Annotated in this window: 19 protein-coding genes and 1 pseudogene; 9 read left to right on the forward strand and 11 right to left on the reverse strand. The window is 37.9% G+C overall.

Translation table 11 applies throughout. The features are described 5' to 3' along the window. Positions 1-87: 87 nt before the first annotated feature. From hsdR to H6F39_RS21115, 3 genes and pseudogenes are all read left to right on the forward strand, one after another. Positions 88-1,439: pseudogene (gene hsdR, locus H6F39_RS21110) on the forward strand (EcoAI/FtnUII family type I restriction enzme subunit R); the annotation flags it as partial. 79 nt (positions 1,440-1,518) lie between these two features. Then, on the forward strand, positions 1,519-1,674 hold the full coding sequence (locus H6F39_RS07035) for a type I restriction-modification system subunit M (RefSeq protein ID WP_137908807.1): 156 nt from the start codon (positions 1,519-1,521) through the stop codon (positions 1,672-1,674). Further along, on the forward strand, positions 1,629-1,994 hold the full coding sequence (locus H6F39_RS21115) for a restriction endonuclease subunit S (RefSeq protein WP_370539371.1): 366 nt from the start codon (positions 1,629-1,631) through the stop codon (positions 1,992-1,994). Before H6F39_RS07035 ends, H6F39_RS21115 begins: the two co-directional genes overlap by 46 nt. Before the next feature lie 323 nt (positions 1,995-2,317). Here H6F39_RS21115 and H6F39_RS07045 read toward each other — a convergent pair whose 3' ends face one another. The 6 genes from H6F39_RS07045 to H6F39_RS07070 form a co-directional block, all read right to left on the reverse strand. Beyond that, positions 2,318-3,766 carry a bifunctional orotidine-5'-phosphate decarboxylase/orotate phosphoribosyltransferase gene (locus tag H6F39_RS07045; RefSeq protein ID WP_190371104.1) on the reverse strand — a complete coding sequence of 483 codons (1,449 nt, stop codon included), beginning with the start codon at positions 3,764-3,766 and terminating at the stop codon, positions 2,318-2,320. 284 nt (positions 3,767-4,050) lie between these two features. Continuing rightward, the gene (gene gntT, locus H6F39_RS07050) at positions 4,051-5,418 is read right to left on the reverse strand and encodes a guanitoxin biosynthesis MATE family efflux transporter GntT (protein WP_137908809.1); all 1,368 of its coding nucleotides are present in this window, start codon (positions 5,416-5,418) and stop codon (positions 4,051-4,053) included. Positions 5,419-5,588: 170 nt separating this feature from the next. Next, positions 5,589-6,143 carry a bifunctional 2-polyprenyl-6-hydroxyphenol methylase/3-demethylubiquinol 3-O-methyltransferase UbiG gene (locus H6F39_RS07055; protein WP_190371103.1) on the reverse strand — a complete coding sequence of 185 codons (555 nt, stop codon included), beginning with the start codon at positions 6,141-6,143 and terminating at the stop codon, positions 5,589-5,591. Between the two features lie 37 nt (positions 6,144-6,180). Next, entirely contained in the window at positions 6,181-6,969 is a 789-nt protein-coding gene (locus tag H6F39_RS07060; RefSeq protein ID WP_137908811.1) for a phytanoyl-CoA dioxygenase family protein, read from the reverse strand. 50 nt (positions 6,970-7,019) lie between these two features. After that, positions 7,020-8,246, reverse strand: coding sequence for a macrolide family glycosyltransferase (locus H6F39_RS07065; RefSeq protein ID WP_190396447.1), 1,227 nt, complete (start codon positions 8,244-8,246; stop codon positions 7,020-7,022). Positions 8,247-8,265: 19 nt separating this feature from the next. Then, positions 8,266-9,180, reverse strand: coding sequence for a hypothetical protein (locus tag H6F39_RS07070; RefSeq protein WP_137908813.1), 915 nt, complete (start codon positions 9,178-9,180; stop codon positions 8,266-8,268). Positions 9,181-10,000: 820 nt separating this feature from the next. Between H6F39_RS07070 and H6F39_RS07075 the strand changes: the two genes are divergently transcribed. Further along, positions 10,001-10,624 carry a methyltransferase gene (locus H6F39_RS07075; protein WP_190396448.1) on the forward strand — a complete coding sequence of 208 codons (624 nt, stop codon included), beginning with the start codon at positions 10,001-10,003 and terminating at the stop codon, positions 10,622-10,624. 166 nt (positions 10,625-10,790) lie between these two features. On the opposite strand, the gene H6F39_RS07080 is transcribed toward H6F39_RS07075, so the two are convergent. Next, positions 10,791-11,705 carry a hypothetical protein gene (locus H6F39_RS07080; protein WP_190396449.1) on the reverse strand — a complete coding sequence of 305 codons (915 nt, stop codon included), beginning with the start codon at positions 11,703-11,705 and terminating at the stop codon, positions 10,791-10,793. A 490-nt stretch (positions 11,706-12,195) separates the two neighbouring features. On the opposite strand from H6F39_RS07080, the gene H6F39_RS07085 reads away from it, so the two are divergent. Next, complete coding sequence (locus tag H6F39_RS07085; protein ID WP_137908816.1) at positions 12,196-12,441, forward strand: toxin-antitoxin system protein; 246 nt, start codon at positions 12,196-12,198, stop codon at positions 12,439-12,441. Next, positions 12,441-12,782 carry a type II toxin-antitoxin system PemK/MazF family toxin gene (locus tag H6F39_RS07090; RefSeq protein WP_137908817.1) on the forward strand — a complete coding sequence of 114 codons (342 nt, stop codon included), beginning with the start codon at positions 12,441-12,443 and terminating at the stop codon, positions 12,780-12,782. The genes H6F39_RS07085 and H6F39_RS07090 overlap by 1 nt, the downstream gene beginning before the upstream one ends. Before the next feature lie 294 nt (positions 12,783-13,076). On the opposite strand, the gene H6F39_RS07095 is transcribed toward H6F39_RS07090, so the two are convergent. The 4 genes from H6F39_RS07095 to H6F39_RS07110 all read right to left on the reverse strand — a co-directional run bounded on the left by H6F39_RS07095 (position 13,077) and on the right by H6F39_RS07110 (position 14,806). Next, the gene (locus H6F39_RS07095) at positions 13,077-13,397 is read right to left on the reverse strand and encodes a nucleotidyltransferase domain-containing protein (protein ID WP_190371101.1); all 321 of its coding nucleotides are present in this window, start codon (positions 13,395-13,397) and stop codon (positions 13,077-13,079) included. A 138-nt stretch (positions 13,398-13,535) separates the two neighbouring features. Continuing rightward, positions 13,536-13,934 carry a virulence factor gene (locus H6F39_RS07100; protein ID WP_081677194.1) on the reverse strand — a complete coding sequence of 133 codons (399 nt, stop codon included), beginning with the start codon at positions 13,932-13,934 and terminating at the stop codon, positions 13,536-13,538. A gap of 113 nt (positions 13,935-14,047) precedes the next feature. Next, complete coding sequence (locus H6F39_RS07105; RefSeq protein WP_035371956.1) at positions 14,048-14,560, reverse strand: NYN domain-containing protein; 513 nt, start codon at positions 14,558-14,560, stop codon at positions 14,048-14,050. A 42-nt stretch (positions 14,561-14,602) separates the two neighbouring features. Further along, a complete protein-coding gene (locus H6F39_RS07110) occupies positions 14,603-14,806 on the reverse strand; it encodes a DUF433 domain-containing protein (RefSeq protein WP_028083937.1) in 204 nt (67 codons plus the stop codon). A 304-nt stretch (positions 14,807-15,110) separates the two neighbouring features. On the opposite strand from H6F39_RS07110, the gene H6F39_RS07115 reads away from it, so the two are divergent. From H6F39_RS07115 to H6F39_RS21040, 3 genes are all read left to right on the forward strand, one after another. Next, positions 15,111-16,706, forward strand: coding sequence for a B12-binding domain-containing radical SAM protein (locus tag H6F39_RS07115; protein ID WP_190371100.1), 1,596 nt, complete (start codon positions 15,111-15,113; stop codon positions 16,704-16,706). A gap of 195 nt (positions 16,707-16,901) precedes the next feature. Further along, entirely contained in the window at positions 16,902-18,491 is a 1,590-nt protein-coding gene (locus H6F39_RS07120; RefSeq protein ID WP_137908823.1) for a B12-binding domain-containing radical SAM protein, read from the forward strand. A 348-nt stretch (positions 18,492-18,839) separates the two neighbouring features. Continuing rightward, positions 18,840-21,890 carry a Calx-beta domain-containing protein gene (locus H6F39_RS21040; RefSeq protein WP_190396450.1) on the forward strand — a complete coding sequence of 1,017 codons (3,051 nt, stop codon included), beginning with the start codon at positions 18,840-18,842 and terminating at the stop codon, positions 21,888-21,890. Positions 21,891-22,195 lie beyond the last annotated feature (305 nt).

Here is a 22,195-nt window from a genome sequence, read left to right on the forward strand (position 1 = left end):
TAAATGTCAGGGGAAGTGATTGTCAAAATTGCGGTTACTGATACAATAGGTAATATATGTGCTGAAGACATCACAATAATCAATTTTATGGACTTTGACAAGAAAGCCCTCAGTGAGCGCGACATCTGTACTAAATACATTACTCCTGCCATAGTACAAACCGCAGGGTGGGATCTACACACCCAAATCCGTGAAGAAGTCACTTTTACCGCAGGACAGATTTATGTAAGGGGGAAAATGGTCCATAGGGGTGAAAGTAAACGCGCTGATTATATTCTTTATTACAAACCTAATATCCAAATTGCTGTCATTGAAGCGAAAGATAATAACCACAGTGTGGGAAGTGGAATGCAGCAAGCGCTTAATTATGCAGAAATGTTAGATATACCTTTCGTTTACAGTTCCAATGGTGACGCATTTTTAGAACATGATAGAACTGTAACATCAGGAATCATAGAAAGAGAAATTCCTTTAGATAAATTTCCCACCCCTCAAGAATTATGGCAACGTTACTGTCAATGGCGAAATATTGATGATCAATTACAGCCTATTGTTAACCAAAGTTATTATGATGATGGTAGTGGTAAATCACCCCGTTATTATCAACTGCTATTAATAAAACTGTAGAAGCGATCGCTCAAGGTGAAAACAGGATATTATTAGTTATGGCTACAGGTACGGAGAAAACCTTCACAGCTTTTCAAATTATTTGGCGGTTATGGAGATCTAAAACTAAAAACAAAATCTTATTTTTAGCAGATAGAAATATTCTCATAGACCAAACTAAAACCAATGATTTTAAACCCTTTGGTTCTCCCATGACGAAAATCATTAAACGTCAGGTAGATACAGCCTATGAAATTTATTTAGCCCTTTATCAAGGTGTATCAAGAACAGAGGAATCTAAAAATATCTATAAACAATTCTCTAGGGGATTCTTTGATTTAATTATCATTGATGAATGTCATCGTGGTAGCGCGGCTGATGATTCTGCATGGCGGGAAATTTTAGAATATTTTTCTGCTGCTACGCAAATCGGTTTAACAGCTACACCCAAGGAAACTAAAGAGGTTTCCAATATAGATTATTTTGGCCAACCCATTTATACTTATTCTCTGAAACAGGGCATAGAAGATGGATTTTTAGCCCCTTATAAAGTTGTCAGAATTGACATTGATAAAGACTTAGAAGGCTGGCAACCAGCACCAGGAGAATTAGATAAATATCAGCGATTAATTGCAGATAAACTTTACAGCCAAAAAGACATTAACCGCACATTAATATTAGAAAATCGAGATATTTTAGTGGCGAAAAAAATTACCGAATTTCTCAAAGCTACCAACCGATTTGATAAAACCATTGTTTTCTGTGAAGATATAGACCACGCGGAAAGAATGCGTCAGGCTTTAATTAATGAAAATGGTGATTTGGTTGCCAAAATAGGATAAAATTTTTAATCATCTTTAGATGACGACTTAGTATAATATTAGTCACAGTACCAAACATAGTTTATTAAATATGTCAATCAGTACCACAATTAAAACTATTCAGGATATCATGCGTAAAGATGCGGGTGTAGATGGTGATGCCCAGCGTATTAGTCAATTGAGCTTCAAAAAGCTAAATTTATTTGTCCTGAAAGCGTTGAAAAATATTCTGATGAAAGATTTTTAGAAACAGGAGATTTACTTTTAAACTCAACAGGAACAGGAACTTTAGGGCGTGTTTGTATTTATATTCATGAAGAAAATATTTACAAAAAAGTAGTTGCAGATTCTCATGTAACTGTTATTCGTCCTATTTTGATTGAATCTAAGTTTATATATTTTTGGATAGCTAGTGATTTTGTACAAAGCGAAATAGAAGCAAAATCTTCTGGTTCAACAAAACAAATAGAATTAGCTACATCAACAGTAAAAAATTATCTTTTCCCTCTCCCACCCCTCAATGAACAAAAACGCATCGTTACCAAAGTAGCGGAATGTGTGTTATAAGTTTAAATTATCATTTAAATGATTTTTTCTAAGTTTTTTTGAAAAAAAATTTTTATTTTTGGGGTTGGTTGGGATTTCGTTGTGCTATGATAGTCATATTAATATAATCGAGTGTAAGCAAAATTTTATTTAAACCATAGCCTCCCATTATAAAAATACCACATTCGCCGGCAAAAGTCAACCTCATTACCCTTTAAAAAAATTTTCGCACTTAAATTAAATTATACATTTATTGCGTAAATTAATTCAGTGCGGATTTAGCTACCCTATTTTTCTGATCATTATTACCCAAGACTTAGGCCAGAATAGGGCTTCAGAAATGTCTAATTTGTTTCTACTAAAGTTTTAAATTGCTCCTCAGTAATACGGCCTGCTGCATATAAAGTTTCTGTAATTTCAGAAATTGTTAAAACCGCGTGTGCTTGATAGCCATTTTCTCGCAACCTGTCTTTTACCCCTTGCTCATGATCCATGAATACCACAATATCATTGACATTTAATCCCGCATATTTTAACTTTTCTGCTCCTTCCATGACGCTTTTACCACTGATCAAAATATCGTCAACAACTACAACAACTTCTCCAGGATTAAAATTACCCTCAATTACCTTGCGCGTCCCGTGTGCTTTTACTTCTTTGCGGGGGAAAATCATCGGGGAATTTAGATGTAATGATAATCCAGTAGCAGTAGGTAAAGAACCATAGGGAATACCCGCTATTCTATCATAAGTTAAGTCTTTGAGAATCTCTGCATAAGCAATCACTATTTGATGAAATATTTGGGGATTGGAAATGATTTTGCGTAGGTCTATATAATAGGGAAAAGTAGCTCCAGAAGCTTGGACAAACTCCCCAAACATAATACAACCAATGTCATAAAGTTGTAAAATCAAATCTAAAAGTGGGTGTTGATTTAACAAACAAACATCAGGAAACCAGACAGAACAAACAGAGTTTTCCTGGGAAATTTCAGTTCTGAGATGATTAATTTCCGCCCTTAAAGATTGCAGTTGTGTAGATAGATTTTCGCTTCCTAACATATCTTGGGAAACGGGAAGAAGTAAACCATCACTATTATAATTTAATCCCGCTGATAGTAAGTTTTTCAGATTACCACCTTCAGACCAAATACTGCGGGCTAAAATTACTCTTTCCGGTGCTTCTTTGCGAATTTTTGCTAAAATGTCTGGCTGAATAGTTCCTACTTCTAAACCCAGTTGTTCAGGTGTTCCCCAATTTTTTGCTTCCTTGACTACTTGTAAATAAAAAGGTGATTCCGCTGTGGGATATTGCTGCAAAATCACTGCACCTGGATTGGAAGTTGTACACAAAATAAAAACGGCTTTATCGGGATAAACTAAAAAGGGGGCTACGTGATCCTGTCCCGCATAAGGACTCAACGTAATTGCATCAATCTGCCATTCTTCAAAAACAGTTTTAGCGAAAATTGTACTAGTATTGAGATCGCTATGTTTGGCATCTAATATAATCGGAATGTGGGCAGGAATAGCTTTTAAAGTTCGTTGTAGTAATTCCCATCCTGGAATACCTAAAGCTGCGTAAAATCCCAGAGTGGGTTTATAAGCACAGACTAAATCACTGGTTTGGGTGATAGTAAATTCCAACCAATCCCACAGACTATCAATCATAGTATTGGGATGTGATTTCTGGGAATATCGCTCAGGGAGCATTTCTGGATTAGGATCTAGTCCTACAAACAGTAAACTTTGATTTTGGGCGATCGCTCCATTTAGCTTATCATAAAAGTTCATAAATTTTCCTGGCAATATCTGGCAATATATTTTATTTAACCTTAAAGCATTCACCAAAATACCAAACTGTCGTGCAATTTGATTTGATATGCAATTTTTCTACCATCAATGGTAACATGACTATCTGTATTTATCTGTGTTCATCTGCGGTCAATGTTATCATTCCTTCCCATTTGCTAAAATTTTATAAATTTATAAAATTCTAGCACTAATTGCCGGTATTTTATCTACATCCTCTAAGGCAGTAAATTTTCGTGGTTGACGAGCTATGATTATCCTTTGAGCTAACTTAATTCAGTAGTTGTAGGAGAAACGGTAGGAATTTTTATCTCACTTGTAAATGTATCTAATAGTTTAAATGAAAAAACCACAATAGCGGTTATTGAAAATAATATCATTGCTAACCATAAAAGATGGTTACTGTGAAAATACCAGCCTGTTATAGCTATAGGCATGAAACCTCCTGCAAAGGAAATAACGGCAGAATTACGTAACGTTCTTCCGGCGGTTAAACCTCCAAAGAATCCTTCCAGAATCACATTAACTGCAAAAAACCCCTGAAATGGTAACAACCATCTCACATAGTCAGAAATGTTTGCAGTTACTTCAGTGTGGTTGGTTAATAGTCCAAAGATAGTTTCTGGAAAGAGAATATATAAGATAGCAATGGGAATTGAAAGTAATAAGCTAGTGAGTAGACTAACAGTTAGTAATGGTTGTAGCTGCTGTAATGTACCTTGTCCCTTAAAGTTTCCCGTCAGGCTTTGGGTGGCAAATCCCACTCCTTGAACAACAAACATATTAAAAGCTGCCGCTTGAATAAGAACACTATTTTCCGCTAGTATCTCTGTTCCCATTGCCGAACTGAGTTCAGTAAAAATGGCAAAGGTAGAGACCACGGCCAAACTCCTCACTAACATATCTCCATTTAGCTTAAAGGTAGCTTTAATAGCTGACCAATCCAAGACTTTTGGGATGACACCTGATACAATTGACCAATCAATGTGGAAGCAAACTATAATTAAACCTATAAATAATGCCACATACTGGCTAATGGCTGTAGTTAAACCAGCCCCTGTACTAGCCCAACCCCAGCGAATAATAAATAAGTAGTCCAGCACTACATTAGTTAGGCTTTCTACTACAGATATCAGCACCACAAAAATATTAAGTTCTCGGCCAAAAAACCAACCAACTAGGACAAAGTTAAGTAAAACCGCAGGTGCGCCCCAAATACGAGCCTGAAAATAGTCAAGACCTGCATCCTTTACCTCTGTTGCACCCACTAGGAAGGTAAACCCTACTTGTTGTAAAGGGTACTGAAGAATCAGGATAAGTGTACCTATCCCCAAAGCAATCAGACCATTCCGCAGTAAAACTAATAGTATGGCTTCTGGATCATCTGTTCCTACAGCTTGTGCTGTCATGCCATTGCTGGAAGAGCGTAAAAAATTTAAAACTCGGTATAAGTAGCTAAAAAGAATTGTGGCTAAAGAAACTCCCGCTAGGTAACGGATATCAGGTAAATGTCCCAAGTAGGCTAAGTCTATTAAACCCGATAGCGGCACAACAATACTAGAGAGAATATTCGTAAATGCCAGTCGGTAAAAGCGAGATAGGAAGTTATATTCTTGAGGGATTGTAAAATTCATCGTTCTGAATTGTTAATATCTTGGCAATATTGTCAGTAAATTCTTATCTATCTAGCAACTGCTATATTTATTCTAGCCTCATGTTATACAGCAGTTCCCGGTATTATGAAGTCCAGATATTAATGATAAAACTCTTGTGGTGCGGGCATCTTGCCCGCATAAGGTGTACCTCACTCAAGCTGAACTTGCTGTAAATGCGCTAATGCCCAGACGTGGTAAGGAAATTCTGCTTCCTGATCTAGGGAATGAGAAACAGGATCATACTCGACCCATTGAGAGAAGTTAGCAATAATACATTGGCGATTTCCCCAAGAGCCAGTTTGAATGTGATCTAGAGGAAATCCGCATTCATGGAGAAAGTATTTGAGTCCAGTTTCCGTCCAGCGTGTGCAATCTATAGGGTAGTTATGAATTTTTACCAAAAAAGGAACGGAGATGAGAAAATACCCCCCTGGGGAAAGCATGGAAATAATATTGCGACCGGCTCGATAGGGATACAATAGATGCTCAAAAACTTGTTCTGCAATAATTAAATCAAACTTTTTTGGCAAGGGTGTAGAACAAATATCATATTCTGGATAGTGGATATTTTCATACTCTTGAAACCCAAAAGTTTCCCAAGTCTTGCCTGAAACTTCTAATACTCGCCATTTTGAAAACGGCAAATTCTCTAGTAGCTTCGCCGTTTCCCGGTTCATTACAACTCGACTCCAAGTGATACCCATAACTGTATTTTTTGTATAAATTGTTGTTAATGTAAGGTTATTGTTGAGTAAATATGCGATCAAGTTCGTCTTGACTAAGAGCTATTAATGGCGTGAGATCAGGATTTGATAGGAAGGCTGGTCTTTGTTTGTTGGGAAGGGCGCTGTTCTCAATACTGCTATAGGTGATCACAAAGTTCCGGCGGTCCCAGGGAGAAATGTTGGCGACGGAACCATGTAATGTATCATAATGTACGAACAAAACCGACCCTGCTAGACCTTTCGGTGCGACAATTCCTTGCTGAAATGCGAATTTGGCAATTGTTTCTGGAGCGATCGCTAAGGATGAGTTAGTAGTTGAAGCAGAATTTGCCGCTTCGAGTATTCCCTGTTGATGAGAACCTGGTATGTAATATACTGGTCCATTGAATTCATTGACTTCATCTAAGAAAAGGATGGCATTTCCTCCTTTTGGTGAGGGAATTTGTTCGTAATACTGTGCAAATGCAGAGTCTTGATGCCATCCCCACATTCCTCCCGTAAAAGCTGGCTTCATCACGATTTTGCTACGGAAAACGTACAAGTCACTCGCAAAAAGTTGTTGTGCAACTGCCAATAGACGAGGGTGGCGGACTAAATCTCGGAAAATTTTGTTATTGAGATGAACTCCATAGAGAGTGCGTAAGGTTTTTTGATCATCTTCTAAAACACGACCAACTGCTTCATCGTCCATGACATTGGGAATTTGATCACAAATTACTGATATTTCCTCACGGCTAAAACACTCTGGAATGAACAAAAATCCTTGTTCTTCATAACTTTTTATTGCTTCTGTTGTCAGTTTCATTTTGCTGTTAATTATAATTTACTTAGTTAATGCAGATAATAAAATTTGTGCTATTGCCAAACATGAGAAATGCTGTTCCTCTGTTTAAATTCTAAAATTTTATCTACTGCTTTTTGCGTGCCACCTGATGTTATCAAAGAATCACTTAATAGATCAACGTTACTACGAATTTTTTCATCTTTGATAATCTGCTCAACAAGCGATCGCAATTTCAATGGAGCAATATTTTTCTGTTTTACCCATACTCCGATATTTAATTCTTCTACACGATTAGCTACTAAGTATTGATCGCCTCCTTGGGGAAATACAACCAGTGGTACTTTGTGAATTAATGCTTCCCAAGTGCTATTAGTTCCCCCATGAGTAATAAAAACACTAGCTTGTTGAAGCACTTGCATCTGAGGTACATAGTTACTGACAATAAAATTAGGGGGAATGTTTCCCAATTCAGCAATATCTATAAATTTCCCCACAGACATTACCACCGTATACTCACTATTTGCAAAAGCTTGTAAACATTGTTGATAAAAAAAGGTTTTAGAATTATATAATGTCACCGATCCTAGTGAAATATAAATAATTGGTTTTTCTGCACTCTTTAGTAAAGGAAATTGAGAATCAACTGCTCTCTGACTGTAGCAAGGTCCTGTAAAAATATAACTGGCATCGAAATATGAACGCTGGATCTGAAACATTTCCGATGTATAAACAATATTTAAATCACCTCGCAAATTCATAGAATTTGGTTGTAGTTGAAATACATCTTTTTTGGTAATCGTCTTTATTGCATACTTTTGGGTTAATTGCTGCCAAAGTCGTTGATGTCGGTAAAATCTTTGTAAATGTTTAACAATATCATTAATTGGGTAGGCTGCTAATAACAATGGTAACGGGGGCAAAAAATGAGGTGGTAGAAGAAAATTGGTATGGAAGCAAACGCTAGATATATTCAGTAAATCCGCACAGATAGCAGCCCATAAGCATTTAGCATGAAAAACAATTAATTTGGGGCGGTTGACTTTTAAATTTTCTAATAAAATTGGTACAGCATCTAAGCAATATTCTATCAACCGCGATTGCAATGTAGGATCTGAATCTGGAGGTTTCATGCTAGGCAGTGGTTGAAATCTAGCACCTGCTGATTCTATTTTATCTCGAAATTCATCGAAGTAATAATAATCTATTTTTTCTCCTCTATCAGCGAGTTCTTGAATTAAACCTAGAGTTGTATCAATCCGGGTGTAACTAGGAAGATCAAAGAAAGCAATATCTGCCATAATAGTAAATCCTCAGTAATTAAACCCACTTTAAAGCCTGAGAAATAAAGTCAATATGGGGAGCTTTTTGTGCCATTCCTATCCCTACATGAGTTCCATATATACCTTCGTTAACAACTGAATTTATTGACCAATCAATTGTTTCCTCAATCTTTTTATTAGCACCAAAGGCTATTTCTGTCAGATTTAAACCTCTTTCTAAGTTGTAAGTCATATCTAATAATGCAGCAGTCTCATCTTGACCATCTATGATCAGATGAGTTATGGCATTATCTTCTATTTCTAGATATTTTTCTTGACTTAATTTCACCCTATCTGTAATATATTGCAAAGGCTGGCAATTATAATCTTTTGTTTCTTGAGTTGTAGTCTGGGTTAATATGCCATCAAAATAGAAAGTTCCATCTACAGAAAAGCTGGATTTATTTGCTTTTGTATTCACTACTGAACTTTCCCAGAACTCAGCCACAGAGTAAAACCATCCTGACTCCAGTTCCACATCAGCATTAGCTATTTCTATATTCTCACCTAAAGAGCATTTGAGCTTGCTTCCTCTTGAGTCTGATAAATATAACTCACTTTCACTTTCAGCTATTTTATCATATAAAATATCTCGAATTGCTAATGCTTGTTCAATATCACCTGATAATAGCTGATTAAAAGAATATTCAATTACAGGTAAGCTCCCATCAAATTTTACTGCTGGTAAATGTACTATGGTACTTTGAGAATCATGCCAGAGTTGTTTAAGTTTGTAATAGTAGCTATAATCTGAAAAGATTAAAAAGGCTGTTTGTTTACTCTTAAAGTCATAATCATCAAAAAAAATAGTTTTATATCCTTGCTCCTGAGAGTAAGTATGAATTTCATTACTATCAACAATAATTGGCATCTGTCTTTGAAGAAAAGCTTGATAAAACTCTAAGATGTGCATATTTATTTAACGAATTACAAAACTTTATTGTCTTCAAGATATCTTAATTAAGTGTGAAAAATTAACAATTTTGGACAACAATTATGAGAATTGTTGTCCAACTGCTTAGACTAGTCTTAGAACCTGTAAATACTTACATTAATAAGTAATATTCAGCAAATCCTTACCAGTAAACATTGCCCAGATTGCTGCGGGTTTCTTTGTTAACTTGTTCAAGTTTACGTTTTTGTGTTTTCTTAGCGCTCATTTTAGTTTCTCCTGAAAATTTGCAATTTTAGCTACTAATTTGTGAGTTGTTTTTTAACTCGTTGATATCACCATATCAGCATCAGTTTGATTTAACAAGATCAATGTCCAAAATGTTTACATCTTTTAATAAATAAAGATGGATTAGGTAATTAATGTTTAATTTGCAGTTTTTAAGTCAAAAAAACCCTTTATATTACCTCCGCTTGCACAATACAACTATGCCAATGAATATAACTTGTATGATTTCGTTATTCTAACAAGCTCTGCCTTCTCGTGACTAATATTCAGCCTATAAGCATTGACTTTTATGGTTTATTTATCAATTATCTTCAGCGTTTGGGTATGACTATTACTGGTAAATTATTAATAGAATAAGCTGATGACAAAAAGCGTATTAATCATCATATAAATATCCGGTTTGATTCCTGAAATTACTTGGATATGATCAACTCGTAGCCTGCTATCCTAGCAAAATACCTTTATTAATTTAAAAATATCAATGGCGAATCTAAAAATAACTGCTGGAGAAAACTACAATGATTATGTAGGACCAGCAAAAGAGTACGATTTCATGGGAGCGTCTCAATTTCGGTTGCTTTGTACATTGGGTCTCCGATCTCAGCATAAATTGCTCGATTTTGGCTGTGGTTCGCTCCGTGCAGGTCGGCTGTTTCTACCTTACCTTGATGAAGGTTGTTATTACGGGGTAGAACCCAACAAGTGGTTAATCGAGGATGCTATAAAGTTCCAAGTTGGAGAGGATCTCCTTCGCATCAAAAAACCGTGTTTTAGTTATAACGATAAGTTCTCTTTAGCTGAATTTGAAAGCGATTTTGATTTTATCCTCGCACAGTCCGTATTAACTCATACTAGGACTAATTTAGTAAGTCTTTGTTTACAAAACTTTGCTCAACATTTGAAACCTGATGGTCTTATCGTTGCTACTTTTATGGAGGGGGATTCTGACATGGAAGGAGATGGTTGGGAATATCCTCTATGTGTAACAATTCGTCCAGCGACAATTAAAAAGTTAGCACAAGATGCTGGGCTTGTGGGAATTTCCATACCCTGGTTTCGTCCTAGACAAACTTGGTATGTTTTTGCAAAAAACCAAGATCGTCTTCCGACACAGGCCATGTTTCCTTATCTTCATGGTGTTGTCTTATTCGATCCCATGTTTGAGACAAAAGAATAAAAATTGACACAACTTTTACAAAAAAGGGAACAGGGAGCAGGGAACAGGGAACAGACAAGAAACTAAAGTTTCAGGGTTTAGAGCTACAGTCAAAAAAAAAGGATGTTTTGCAAAGATGCGTAGCACAAAAAAATACAATAACCCCTTCCCCAACCCTCTCCCGGCATTAAATAATCTTTATACTTTGAGAAATAAAATCAATATAGGGAGATTTCTGTGCCATACCTATTCCTATATGCGTTCCATATACTCCTTGATTCATAATGGAGTTTATCTGCCAATTCAGATTTTTTTCAATATTTTTGTTACAGCCAAAGCCTATCTCAGTAAAACTCAAGTTACGTTCTAAACCATAATCCATTTCCAGTAATATGGAAGTTTCATCCCTACCATCTAAAATGAGATGAGTTATAGTATTATCTTCGATATGAATATATTTTTCTTGACTTGAATTGACCTTCTCAAGTAAATATGTCAAAGCATCCTGGTGACGTTCTCTCACTTGTGGGTTTGCACAAGCGTAAATTATGCCATCAAAAAAGAAAGTTCCATCTAGTGAAAAACTTGATTTATCACTTTGAATATTGACTATTCCGCTTTCTAGCATTTCAGAAATGGAGTAAAACGATCCTGGTTCTAACTCATCTTCAGTATTTATAACTTCTAAACTTTCTGACAATAAGCACTTTAATTTAGTCCCTCTCTGATCAGATAAATATAATTCATCTTCCACTTCAGCAATTTGCTCATAAGTGTTAGCTCTTAACTCTAATACTTGTGTTAGATCACAAGAGAGAAGTTGCTCGAATGAATAAGCGAGAATTTGAGGATTTATATCATACCTAACTGCTAGTAGATGGATAATCGTACTTTTGGAATTATGAGATAGCTGTATAAGTCGATCATGATATCTATAATCTGAAATTACAGCAAATGCTAATTGTTGACTAGCAAAATCGTAATCATCAAATAAAATAGTTTGATATCCTTGCTCTTGAAAATAATAATTAAGATCATTGCTATCAACAAGGATAGGAATTTTTTTATTAACTAGGGAATGATGAAAACATAAGGCATTCATTGAGAATTTTGTTCCTGCTTTGATTGGTGATAAAAATTACTAAGCTTTATTTTTGAACGTGGAGACAATCATAGTATTGGGATGTGATTTATGGGAATATCACTCAGGGAGCATTTCTGGATAAGGAGCTAGTCCTATAAACAGTAAACTTTGATTTTGGGCGATCGCTCCATTTAGCTTATCATAGAAGTTCATAAATTTTCCTGGCAATATTCTCAGACCGAATTTATGTGAAGCTGCACAGAAAGATGAAGGCGATTAATTATAATAGGACTTACGCAAAAACCCTCTCAAACTCTCATTCCTCTGTGATCTCTGTGTTCTGGCGTGGTTCGTTTTTAGTAACCTGTGCCTAAGTCCTAATTTAAACTCAACACATCCCTTTTTATCTGCGCTTATTTGCGTTTATCTCATGCGTTAGCGAAGCTTACTGAAGGTATCGCCCTGGCAACTGCTATAATAATTGGTTAGTGAGTTATGAGAACAAGTCATGCCTGAGCTAAAAGTTAGTATCAGTGAAACCACACATAAAACTCTACTAACAATGGTAGAGGACTCTGGTGAGACAATTCAATCAGTTTTAGATCGAGCTATTGAGAATTATCGCAGGTCTTTGTTTCTGACACGAGCCAATGAAGCTTTTACTGTTTTAAGGCAGAATGAAACACTGTGGCAAGAGGAGGTTTCTGAGAGACAGTTATGGGAGCAAACTATAGCGGACGGGGTTGAAGGTTAGTGGCACAAATCGCTAGAGGGGAGATATGGCTAGTAGACCTTAATCCTGTGCGCGGACATGAACAAGCAGGAAAACGCCCTTGTTTAATCATTTCGGTGGATCTATTTAATCAAGGTGCATCTGGTTTAGTAGTTGTGTTACCGATTACATCGAAAGATAAAGGAATCCCCTTTCACGTAAAAATTAACTCTCCAGAGGGAGGGATGAAAACCCAAAGTTTTATTAAATGTGAAGACGTTAGATCAATCTCTGTGGAACGTCTGGATAAGTGCTGGGGAAATGTGTCTTCAGGGACACTAGCAGAAGTGGAAGACAGACTAAAAATTTTGATGGGATTGTAGTTTATTGCTGACTATTTAAAAGAAAATTGCGATCGCTCTCCTCTAGTTTATCTCATGGTAATCGCTTTCCTCACCACAGCGATCGCCCTGATGCAAATCAAAAAGGCAGAGGTTAAGAAAGAATAAACCACGCAGCAATAACGGCTGAATGTTTGGAAAATGAAAGTCCCTTACCTTCTAAAAATGCTTCTGCAATGTAGAACATGGCGTAGTCTGGGGAGTTGTTGGCAAGTAGGAGTTTTGCAGCTTCTCAACTCTGTTGGGCTTTGAGGAGGAGTTCCCGTTGTTCGTCGGTCATAGAAGAACGCCTTCTTTACGGATATTACGCAGCAAAGAGCCGTTGCGGGTTTGATAGTGGGTTTCATCCATGAAAAGACAGCTAATGACAACATCATAATCTAGGGAAAGATCAGCGATCGCTTTACCTGTGCGTTTGATTTCTTCACCGGGGTTAACAGGAGACTTCAGCACCACCAACACATCTATATCTGATCTGGGTTCTGCATCACCACGGGCTTGAGAACCAAAGAGGGTGAGGTGTTGCAAGCGATCGCCATACAGGTCATAAAGTTCTTTTTTTAGGCGAGTGAGAATAGGTTTGAGGTTAATGTTCATGGTTATGAGGGTGATCGCTCTCCTCTAGTTTATCTTATGCGAATCCCTTCCCTCACCACAGCGATCGCTCCCACACAAGCAAAAAAGGTGGGTTAAAAAAGTAACGCACCTTATAAAACAAATATGAAGAGACCGAACTTACTTATTCTGTTGAACAGCGGGCATTAAGTCATTAAATTCTTCAATTCTCAGCATACGAATATCTTTAACTGAAGCCGCAAACCATGGGAGATTTTGAGATAAATCAATTGCAGCAAGTACACACGTAACAGCATTAATAGTGTTTGTATCCCCAAAATAAACACTGCCTTGTTGCCGAGTGAAACCTTTCCTTTGCAAAATTTTCGCAATTTCACCATAAGCATTGTTGTATGGATCACCGTAGTTCAGCTTCAGTGATTCAATATCCATATCAAAAGCAATAGCGTACATTCTTGCTCCCCCAATTTCTTGTTTATTTACCTGCTGTATCTTGCTTAACTGTTGCCGCCCAATGGTTTGGGTCTTGTCTAATTTCTTAGCCACTTGAGAAATCATTTATCCCACCAACATAACGATTTAGCCTCTTAAGTTTAGCAATTTCATTTAGAATATAGCAATCTAAATCAGGCGGAAGTTTCAATATCTAACTTATCCGCTTTAGCAAAATATTAGGATAAAGTTTTCTCAACCTTATCTCTAATATCATCAAAACGAATATAGTGTCTTCCAGCAACATTCCTTAATTCTCTTGCGATAAATTTATCGGTAGCTATTACAGTAAATTGTTTTCCGTTCGCCCTTAATAAGGTCAATGCCCTTTCAAAATCTCCATCCCCACTAATTAATACAGCTTTATCATAGCTGTCTATAGTGTTAAACATATCCAAAACTATTTCAATATCTAAATTAGCCTTCTGTTTTGTTAGTCCAGTATTCGCATCATAAATTGTTTTTATTGGTTTTGTAATAAGTGAATAACCCATTAAAGGTAATGCGTCTAAATATGACTGTTGTTTTGCTTCAGGCGGTGTGTCATGTCCAATATAATAAAAGGCATCAACAATATTACCTTCTGTCTCAATATAATCAAGAATCTTTTTAGGATCTACCTTCCAACATAGTGCGTTCTTTTGCATGAAAAAGAAATTTGCACCATCAAGAAATACAGAAATTCTCAACATAATTCTATTTAATTGAAATATTTGGTAAATTCAATTATAACTTTAAACAGTCCAAGCTGCGTAGTTAAGCGCCTGTCGGATATCTTCATCCTCTAATTCTGGATAAGCCGCTAAAACTTCCTGAACCGAAAGGTTACTAGCCAGTAATTTCAACACAAAGCCCACAGTAATCCGCATCCCTCGAATTGTTGGTTGTCCAAGGCAAACATTAGGATTAATAGTAATACGATCTAATTGAGCCAGCACGGTGGAACTCCTGAACTATAAAAATTCTTTACCTATTCTCACATACAACAGAACTTGTACTATCCATAGAAATTATATTAACCCAAGTTGCTAATTATTAAGTCGCAACCTGTATAAAATATAATGCGTAATTAGTGATGAAATTCCAGTCTTCATCCTGTTCATCCTTAAATCCTGTAAATCCTTAAATCCTGGACATCCTGATTCTGACATTCTCACATACAACGGACAAACTGAGAAAAAAGTCAATTAGTCTGAATTTTAGTTACAGTTAGATCACAAATAAATCGTGAGGGGTGATACTATGCGTGTTTTGCTAGTTTATCCAATATTTCCAAAAACCTTTTGGTCTTATGAGAAAATTCTGGCGCTGGTTGATAGAAAGGTGTTATTACCACCTTTGGGTTTAGTAACGGTAGCGGCAATTTTACCCCAAGAATGGGAATTTAAACTTGTAGATCGTAACATTCGCGCTGCCACAGAGGAAGAGTGGGCATGGGCAGATATGGTGATTTTTTCTGCCATGATTGTTCAAAAACAAGACTTATTGGCACAAATTCGAGAAGCGAAAAAACGCGGTAAGTTGGTAGCTTTGGGTGGTCCTTATCCCACCTCCACACCCCATGAAGTGGAAGCAGCAGGGGCAGATTTCCTCATTCTCGACGAGGGAGAAATTACTTTACCCATGTTTGTGGAAGCGGTACAACGGGGAGAAAAATCTGGAGTTTTCCGGGCTACAGAAAAGCCTGATGTCACAACTACACCCATTCCCCGTTTTGATTTATTAGATTTCAGCGCCTATGATATGATGTCGGTGCAGTTTTCCCGGGGTTGTCCCTTCCAGTGCGAATTTTGCGACATCATTGTTTTATATGGACGCAAACCGAGAACTAAAACCCCTGCACAACTTTTAGCCGAGTTAGATTATCTCTATGAGTTGGGTTGGCGGCGGGGTGTTTTCATGGTAGATGATAACTTTATTGGCAACAAACGTAATGTAAAATTGTTGCTCAAAGAGTTAAAAGTTTGGATGGAACAACATCAATATCCTTTCAATTTTGACACAGAAGCTTCCATTGATTTGGCACAAGATGCCGAAATGATGGAATTGATGGTAGATTGTGGTTTTAAAGCAGTATTTTTGGGCATTGAAACCCCAGATGAAGATAGTTTACAACTAACTAAGAAGTTCCAAAATACTCGCAGTTCCTTAGCTGAATCTGTAGAAACTATTATTAAAGCAGGTTTGCGACCCATGGCTGGGTTTATTATTGGCTTTGATGGTGAAAAGTCCGGTGCAGGCGATCGCATTGTCCGCTTCGCTGAATTAGCAGCCATCCCTTCTACAACCTTTGCTATGTTACAAGCATTACCCAACACTGCATTGTGGCATCGGTTGAAAAAAGAAGGAAGATTACGGGAAAATCAAGATGGGAACATCAATCAAACCACATTGATGAACTTCATTCCTACCCGTCCTTTAGAAGAATTAGCTAGGGAATATGTGGAGGCTTTCTGTGCTTTATATGACCCAGTTGCCTATTTAGACCGCACCTATCGCTGTTTTATGATGTTAGGTTCAGCTAAATACACAGTACCAGCAAAAATGCCAGAATGGGTAGTTGTCAGAGCCTTACTAATTGTAATTTGGCGACAAGGATTTAAACGACAAACTCGCTGGAAATTCTGGCATCACTTCTTTAGTATTCTCAAGCATAACCCGAAAGTGGTTGAACAATACGTTTCCACCTGCGCCCACATTGAGCATTTTATGGAATACCGGCAAATTGTCCGCGACGAAATCGAAAGTCAATTAGCTGCGTATTTAGCCCAAGGTGCGGAAAAACCCTATATACTCGTTAAAGAACAAGCAGCCGAAAAAGTAGAAGCAGTAATTTAGAGTATGGTTGTTCTTACTTGCGGTTCAATTATATCTTATGCTCGGCGAATAAATTCGCCGTTGGCACTTCCTCCACCGTCTAAAGCCAATTGGCTTCCGTGTCTTTCGGGGATTTTCTTGTGAACAATATTTCCTATCTTCAGTCTTTGTTTAAAATCAAACTACAAGCAAAATTCAGGGTTGACAATTAATATCATGAATGTTTTACTAATATATCCACTGTTTCCGAAAAGTTTTTGGTCTTTTGAAAAAACACTAGCTTTACTAGACCGCAAAGCCATGTTACCACCTTTGGGTTTGGTGACAGTGGCCGCCATTTTACCCCAAGAGTGGAATTTTAAGCTAGTAGACCGGAATATTCGCCAAATTACAGCAGCAGAATGGGCTTGGGCTGATTTAGTGATTTTATCAGCAATGATTGTCCAAAAAGAGGATTTACTGGCACAGATTCAAGAAGCAAAAGGGCGCGGTAAGCGTGTAGCGGTGGGTGGACCCTATCCAACAGCTTTACCCCAAGAAGTCACAGATGTGGGTGCAGATTATTTAATTTTGGATGAAGGAGAAATTACCTTACCATTATTTATAGATGCAATTAGCCGTGGTGAATCTTCGGGCATATTCCGCTCAGGTGGTGAAAAACCAGATGTCACAAACACTCCCATTCCGCGCTTTGATTTGCTAGAATTTGATGCTTATGCGGAAATGTCAGTACAATTTTCCCGTGGTTGTCCCTTCCAGTGTGAATTTTGTGATATTATTGTTCTCTATGGTCGCAAACCTCGCACCAAGTCACCAGCGCAACTCCTCGCCGAACTTGATTATCTTTATGAATTGGGTTGGCGACGCAGTATTTTCATGGTAGATGATAACTTTATTGGTAATAAACGCAACGTTAAATTATTCTTAAAAGAACTACAACCTTGGATGGTTGCACATGAGTATCCTTTCTCCTTTGCGACAGAGGCTTCCGTGGATTTAGCCCAAGATCAAGAACTGATGGATGCCATGGTCAGGTGTAATTTCGGGTCTGTGTTCTTGGGTATTGAAACTCCTGACGAAGAAAGCCTCGCTTTTACTCAAAAATTTCAAAATACGCGGGATTCATTGAGTGAAGCAGTATATAAGATTACGCGATCTGGACTGCGAGTTATGGCAGGTTTTATTATTGGTTTTGATGGTGAAAAGTCGGGGGCTGGGGCGAGAATTGTCAAATTTGTAGAGCAGACATCAATTCCCACTGCTTTATTTAGTATGCTTCAAGCCCTTCCTGATACTGCATTATGGCATAGATTAGCAAAGGAAAACCGACTCCGCAGTAAATCTGCAAATATTAATCAAACTACGTTGATGAATTTTGTCCCTACAAGGCCTTTAGCAGAAATTGCTAGTGAATATGTAGAAGCATTTTGGGAATTATACGAACCATCACGATTTTTAGATCGTGCTTACCGTCACTACCGCATTTTAGGTGAAGCTACTTACCCAAAAAAGGGCAAGGGTGCAAAAAAACCCTTGAATTGGAAGGTATTGCGGGCGTTATTAACTATTTGCTGGCGACAAGGTGTGTTACGTAATACCCGTTGGCAATTCTGGCGTAATCTTTGGAGTATGTACAAGCATAATCCTGGTGGTATCAGTAGCTATTTATCTGTTTGCGCTCAAATTGAGCATTTCTTGGAATATCGTCAAATTGTGCGCGACGAAATTGAGGCACAAGTGGCTGAGTTTCTGAAAGCAGAGGCTCAGGTAAAGCTGGAAGAGGAAAAAGCACAAGTGTTAGTTTAGACTCAAAAAGGTGATCTGCTACCAACAGCACTGATTATAGTAGTTTACCGGGAACTATCAACTTTGGGGGGTTTGCTCCTCCAAAATTGATTGGTTTAGGGATTTTTAAAATGTTCGTTCAATTTATTTTGCACGACTACTTCAATAAGTATTAAGCTGTACTGCATTTAATTTGTATAAATCTGGCGGGCAAGATGCCCACCCCACAAGATTTTAACTATTTTAGGATGATAAACTTGAGGTGCATAGTAGCTTACAACTTGATTATAATTTGTAGTATGAATATAGAGATTGACAGTTGTAAGTATTTGTGTCACATTATTTCCATAGGAATAAATCATCAAATCCATGAATACCTTGCTCAACTCTGCCCTGACGCTGACATATAACCAACTCAGCACCTTTGTCGATTTAGACAACTTCTGGAATTTATTTGATACGGCTTTTGGGACACAATACAACCGTAGCGGTGCGGAAATTCTGCGTTTACAGTGGCTATCTGGTGATTTTAGTCAACTTCCGCAAATTGAGATTTTAGATAGTAGCATTCTTGGCAATGCCAATGGGGCTTATGCCAGTAGCAATAATCAGATTTATTTATCAGCTAATTTTCTCACCACTTCTACAGCAGAAGCTATTAGTGCAGTTTTGTTAGAGGAAATTGGGCATTTTATTGATGCTCAAATTAATCTCAGTGATAGTGCCGGAGATGAAGGGGCGATTTTTGCCGCTTTGGTACAGGGTAACAGTCTGGATACTCAGACTTTACAGGCTTTGAAGGCTGAGGATGATCACGCGACGATTACGGTAAATGGGCAGGTAGTTGCTGTTGAGCAGAATTCGGGAACTATAGCCTTTAGTGCAGCAACCTACAGCGTTAATGAAAATGGTACACCTGTAACTGCTGTTACCGTGACTCGTACTGGGGGAAGTATTGGAGCAGTCAGTGCAACCCTTAACCTAACAAATGGAACTGCAATAGCACCTTCTGATTATAATAACACCCCGATTACTATTTCATTTGCTGATGGAGAAATTACTAAAACTGTTGCCATTCCCATTGTTGATGACAGTCTCTTAGAAGGTAATGAAACTGTTAATTTAACTCTAACAAATCCAACTGGAGGAGCTACATTAGGAACTCAAAGCACTGCTGTTCTCCGAATTATGGACAATGATGCCCCAGTTGGCTCTTATATAAGTACAGTTTTAGCAGATGTTCCTCTCGCTTATTGGCGACTAGATGAAACTTCAGGAACAACCGTTTATGATTCTTCTGGTAACGGATATAACGGGACTTATTTTGGAGCAGTTGAGTTAGGAAAAACTAGCGGCATTAACAGTGGTAGTTCTGCTAATTTTGATGGAACTGATGATTACGTTGATACGCCTTTAGATTCTAACTCACAACCGCTAACAATTGAAGCGTGGTTTCAAGCAGATGTCACTACAGGAGAACATTCTATTGTTGATAGTGATACTTGGTCTCAATCTGGTCAATCTCTTATTTTAGGATATTGGAATAAGGATAATACCCTAGATATCCAATACCATAATGGATATTATGATTCACTTTTTGTTGTTCAACCAAATACTTGGTATCATGCAGTTTCTATATTTACATCTGGTAAAGTTGAATTGTATATAAATGGACAATTTATTGGTTCACAGACATATACGCAACCATCCTTAGATGGTAGTAACTTTAGAATTGGTAGACATAATGCAGATGATCCTCAATGGTTTGATGGACTCATTGACGAAGTTGCTATTTATGATTATGCCTTAACGCCTACCCAAATTCAAAGTCATTACCAGACGGGATTGATTTCTTCCATTACCCTAGCAGTATCCCCCACCAGTGTTAGTGAAGACGGTACAACCAATCTAATTTACACTTTCACCCGCACAGGTAGTACAACCAATGCCTTAACCGTCAACTATGGCATCACTGGAACAGCTAACAGTACCGACTATACAGGTGCAACACCCGGAACAGGTAAAACTATTACCTTTGCTGCGGGTGCAAGTACAGCCACTTTAACCATAGACCCCACAGCAGATACAATTTTTGAAAGTGATGAAACTGTGGCTTTAACATTAGCAACAGGAACAGGTTACACCATTGGTACAACCACAGCCGTCACAGGAACTATTACTAATGATGACTTATTACCTAATCTTAACCTCAGTGCTAACAAGACCATAGTTGAAGGTAACACCAACCCTCAAAACGTTACTTATACCGTTACTCTCTCCAACGCCAGCACTCAAGCCATTACCGTTCAATATGCCACTGCTAACGGTACAGCCATAGCAGGATCAGACTATACCAGCACCAGCGGAACTCTCACCTTTAACCCTGGTGTTACCAGTCAAGTGATCAATATTCCTATTCTCAATGATTCCCTGAATGAAGCTAATGAGACCTTTACTCTCAACTTGACTACCGCCACCAATGCTACCCCTGGCGCTGCCAGAACGGCTACCACAACTATCACCGATACCCTCAGCGCTTCTGTGACTACTACTCTGCCCAGTGGTGTGGAAAACTTGACTTTAACCGGAACAGCGGCTATCAACGGTACAGGTAATGCCGGGGATAACGTTATCCAAGGTAATAGTGCCAACAATACTCTGACCGGTCTTAATGGAAATGATACCTATCGTTTCCTAGCAAATACAGCTTTAGGAACGGACACAATTACAGAAACGACCACAGGGGGTATTGATAATCTTGACTTGACGGGGACGACTGCTGCTGTAAATGTGAATTTGGGTGTTGCAACTTCACAAACGGTCAATAGTAATCTTAAACTGATTCTCTCTGCTAATAACGTCATCGAAAATGCCACAGGTGGTACAGGAAATGACCGTCTCACAGGTAATGCTCTAAATAATACCTTAAATGGCGGTAGTGGCAATGATCAACTGCAAGGGTTAGGAGGAGATGATACCCTCTGGGGAGGAGCAGGTAATGATATTCTCAACGGTGGCACCGGTAATGATAGTCTCTGGGGAGGACTTGGTGATGATATCTTGACGGGAGGAGTTGGTAATGATCAATATCTGTTTCAAAGCGATAGTGTTTTTAGTACCAGTTTAGGCGTTGATTACATTAGTGAATTTGAAGCGGGACTAGACCAGATTGTATTAAGTAAAGCTACATTTAATGCCATTACTAACCTTCCAGGACAGGCTTTAACTGACTTTGAAGTTGTCGGTGGTGATGAATTTGTCAATGCTAGTAACGCTCGTATTGTGTTTAGTCAAGGTACGGGAAGTCTATTCTATAACCAAGATGGCAGTATTTTGGGTACGGGAACAGTGTTTGAATTTGCCCGTTTAGGTAATCCTGATATCACCCTCACTAGTAGTAACTTCAGTTTGATTGCTTAAACTGTTATAGCTGTCTTACGCAAAATCCACAAACCGCCAGGGAATGAATTCCCTGTCTAATAGCAAAAGTCATCTAAAGATGACTAAAAATCCGAAAATATCCCCAGTTTACTTTAGTGCAATCGCCGATCTTGTAGGTTGGGTTGACGAAAGGAAACCCAACATTTCCACCAAACAATATTTCCTGCCAAAATTAATTAACATCATACATCTTACTGTTACTGTTTTTTTGAAAAATTTAGGGCGATCGCCATCTGCTCTTATTATCAAGGTGAACTTTACGTTAGCCTTTTTAATTCGGAGTG

Origin of the sequence: Dolichospermum sp. FACHB-1250, assembly GCF_014696335.1 — a bacterium.
GTDB classification, from domain to species: domain Bacteria; phylum Cyanobacteriota; class Cyanobacteriia; order Cyanobacteriales; family Nostocaceae; genus Dolichospermum; species Dolichospermum planctonicum.

Excerpts from the sequence above, each read along its gene's own strand:
- H6F39_RS07120 (WP_137908823.1), top strand. The coding sequence starts at position 16,902 with ATGAATGTTTTACTAATATATCCACTGTTTCCGAAAAGTTTTTGGTCT.
- H6F39_RS07035 (WP_137908807.1), top strand. The coding sequence starts at position 1,519 with ATGTCAATCAGTACCACAATTAAAACTATTCAGGATATCATGCGTAAA.
- H6F39_RS07100 (WP_081677194.1), bottom strand. The coding sequence starts at position 13,934 with ATGATTTCTCAAGTGGCTAAGAAATTAGACAAGACCCAAACCATTGGG.
- gntT (WP_137908809.1), bottom strand. The coding sequence starts at position 5,418 with ATGAATTTTACAATCCCTCAAGAATATAACTTCCTATCTCGCTTTTAC.
- H6F39_RS07075 (WP_190396448.1), top strand. The coding sequence starts at position 10,001 with ATGGGAGCGTCTCAATTTCGGTTGCTTTGTACATTGGGTCTCCGATCT.
- H6F39_RS07095 (WP_190371101.1), bottom strand. The coding sequence starts at position 13,397 with ATGAACATTAACCTCAAACCTATTCTCACTCGCCTAAAAAAAGAACTT.
- H6F39_RS07085 (WP_137908816.1), top strand. The coding sequence starts at position 12,196 with ATGCCTGAGCTAAAAGTTAGTATCAGTGAAACCACACATAAAACTCTA.
- H6F39_RS07055 (WP_190371103.1), bottom strand. The coding sequence starts at position 6,143 with ATGGGTATCACTTGGAGTCGAGTTGTAATGAACCGGGAAACGGCGAAG.
- H6F39_RS07060 (WP_137908811.1), bottom strand. The coding sequence starts at position 6,969 with ATGAAACTGACAACAGAAGCAATAAAAAGTTATGAAGAACAAGGATTT.
- H6F39_RS07115 (WP_190371100.1), top strand. The coding sequence starts at position 15,111 with ATGCGTGTTTTGCTAGTTTATCCAATATTTCCAAAAACCTTTTGGTCT.
- H6F39_RS07105 (WP_035371956.1), bottom strand. The coding sequence starts at position 14,560 with ATGTTGAGAATTTCTGTATTTCTTGATGGTGCAAATTTCTTTTTCATG.
- H6F39_RS07045 (WP_190371104.1), bottom strand. The coding sequence starts at position 3,766 with ATGAACTTTTATGATAAGCTAAATGGAGCGATCGCCCAAAATCAAAGT.
- H6F39_RS07080 (WP_190396449.1), bottom strand. The coding sequence starts at position 11,705 with ATGAATGCCTTATGTTTTCATCATTCCCTAGTTAATAAAAAAATTCCT.
- H6F39_RS21040 (WP_190396450.1), top strand. The coding sequence starts at position 18,840 with ATGAATACCTTGCTCAACTCTGCCCTGACGCTGACATATAACCAACTC.
- H6F39_RS07065 (WP_190396447.1), bottom strand. The coding sequence starts at position 8,246 with ATGGCAGATATTGCTTTCTTTGATCTTCCTAGTTACACCCGGATTGAT.
- H6F39_RS07070 (WP_137908813.1), bottom strand. The coding sequence starts at position 9,180 with ATGCACATCTTAGAGTTTTATCAAGCTTTTCTTCAAAGACAGATGCCA.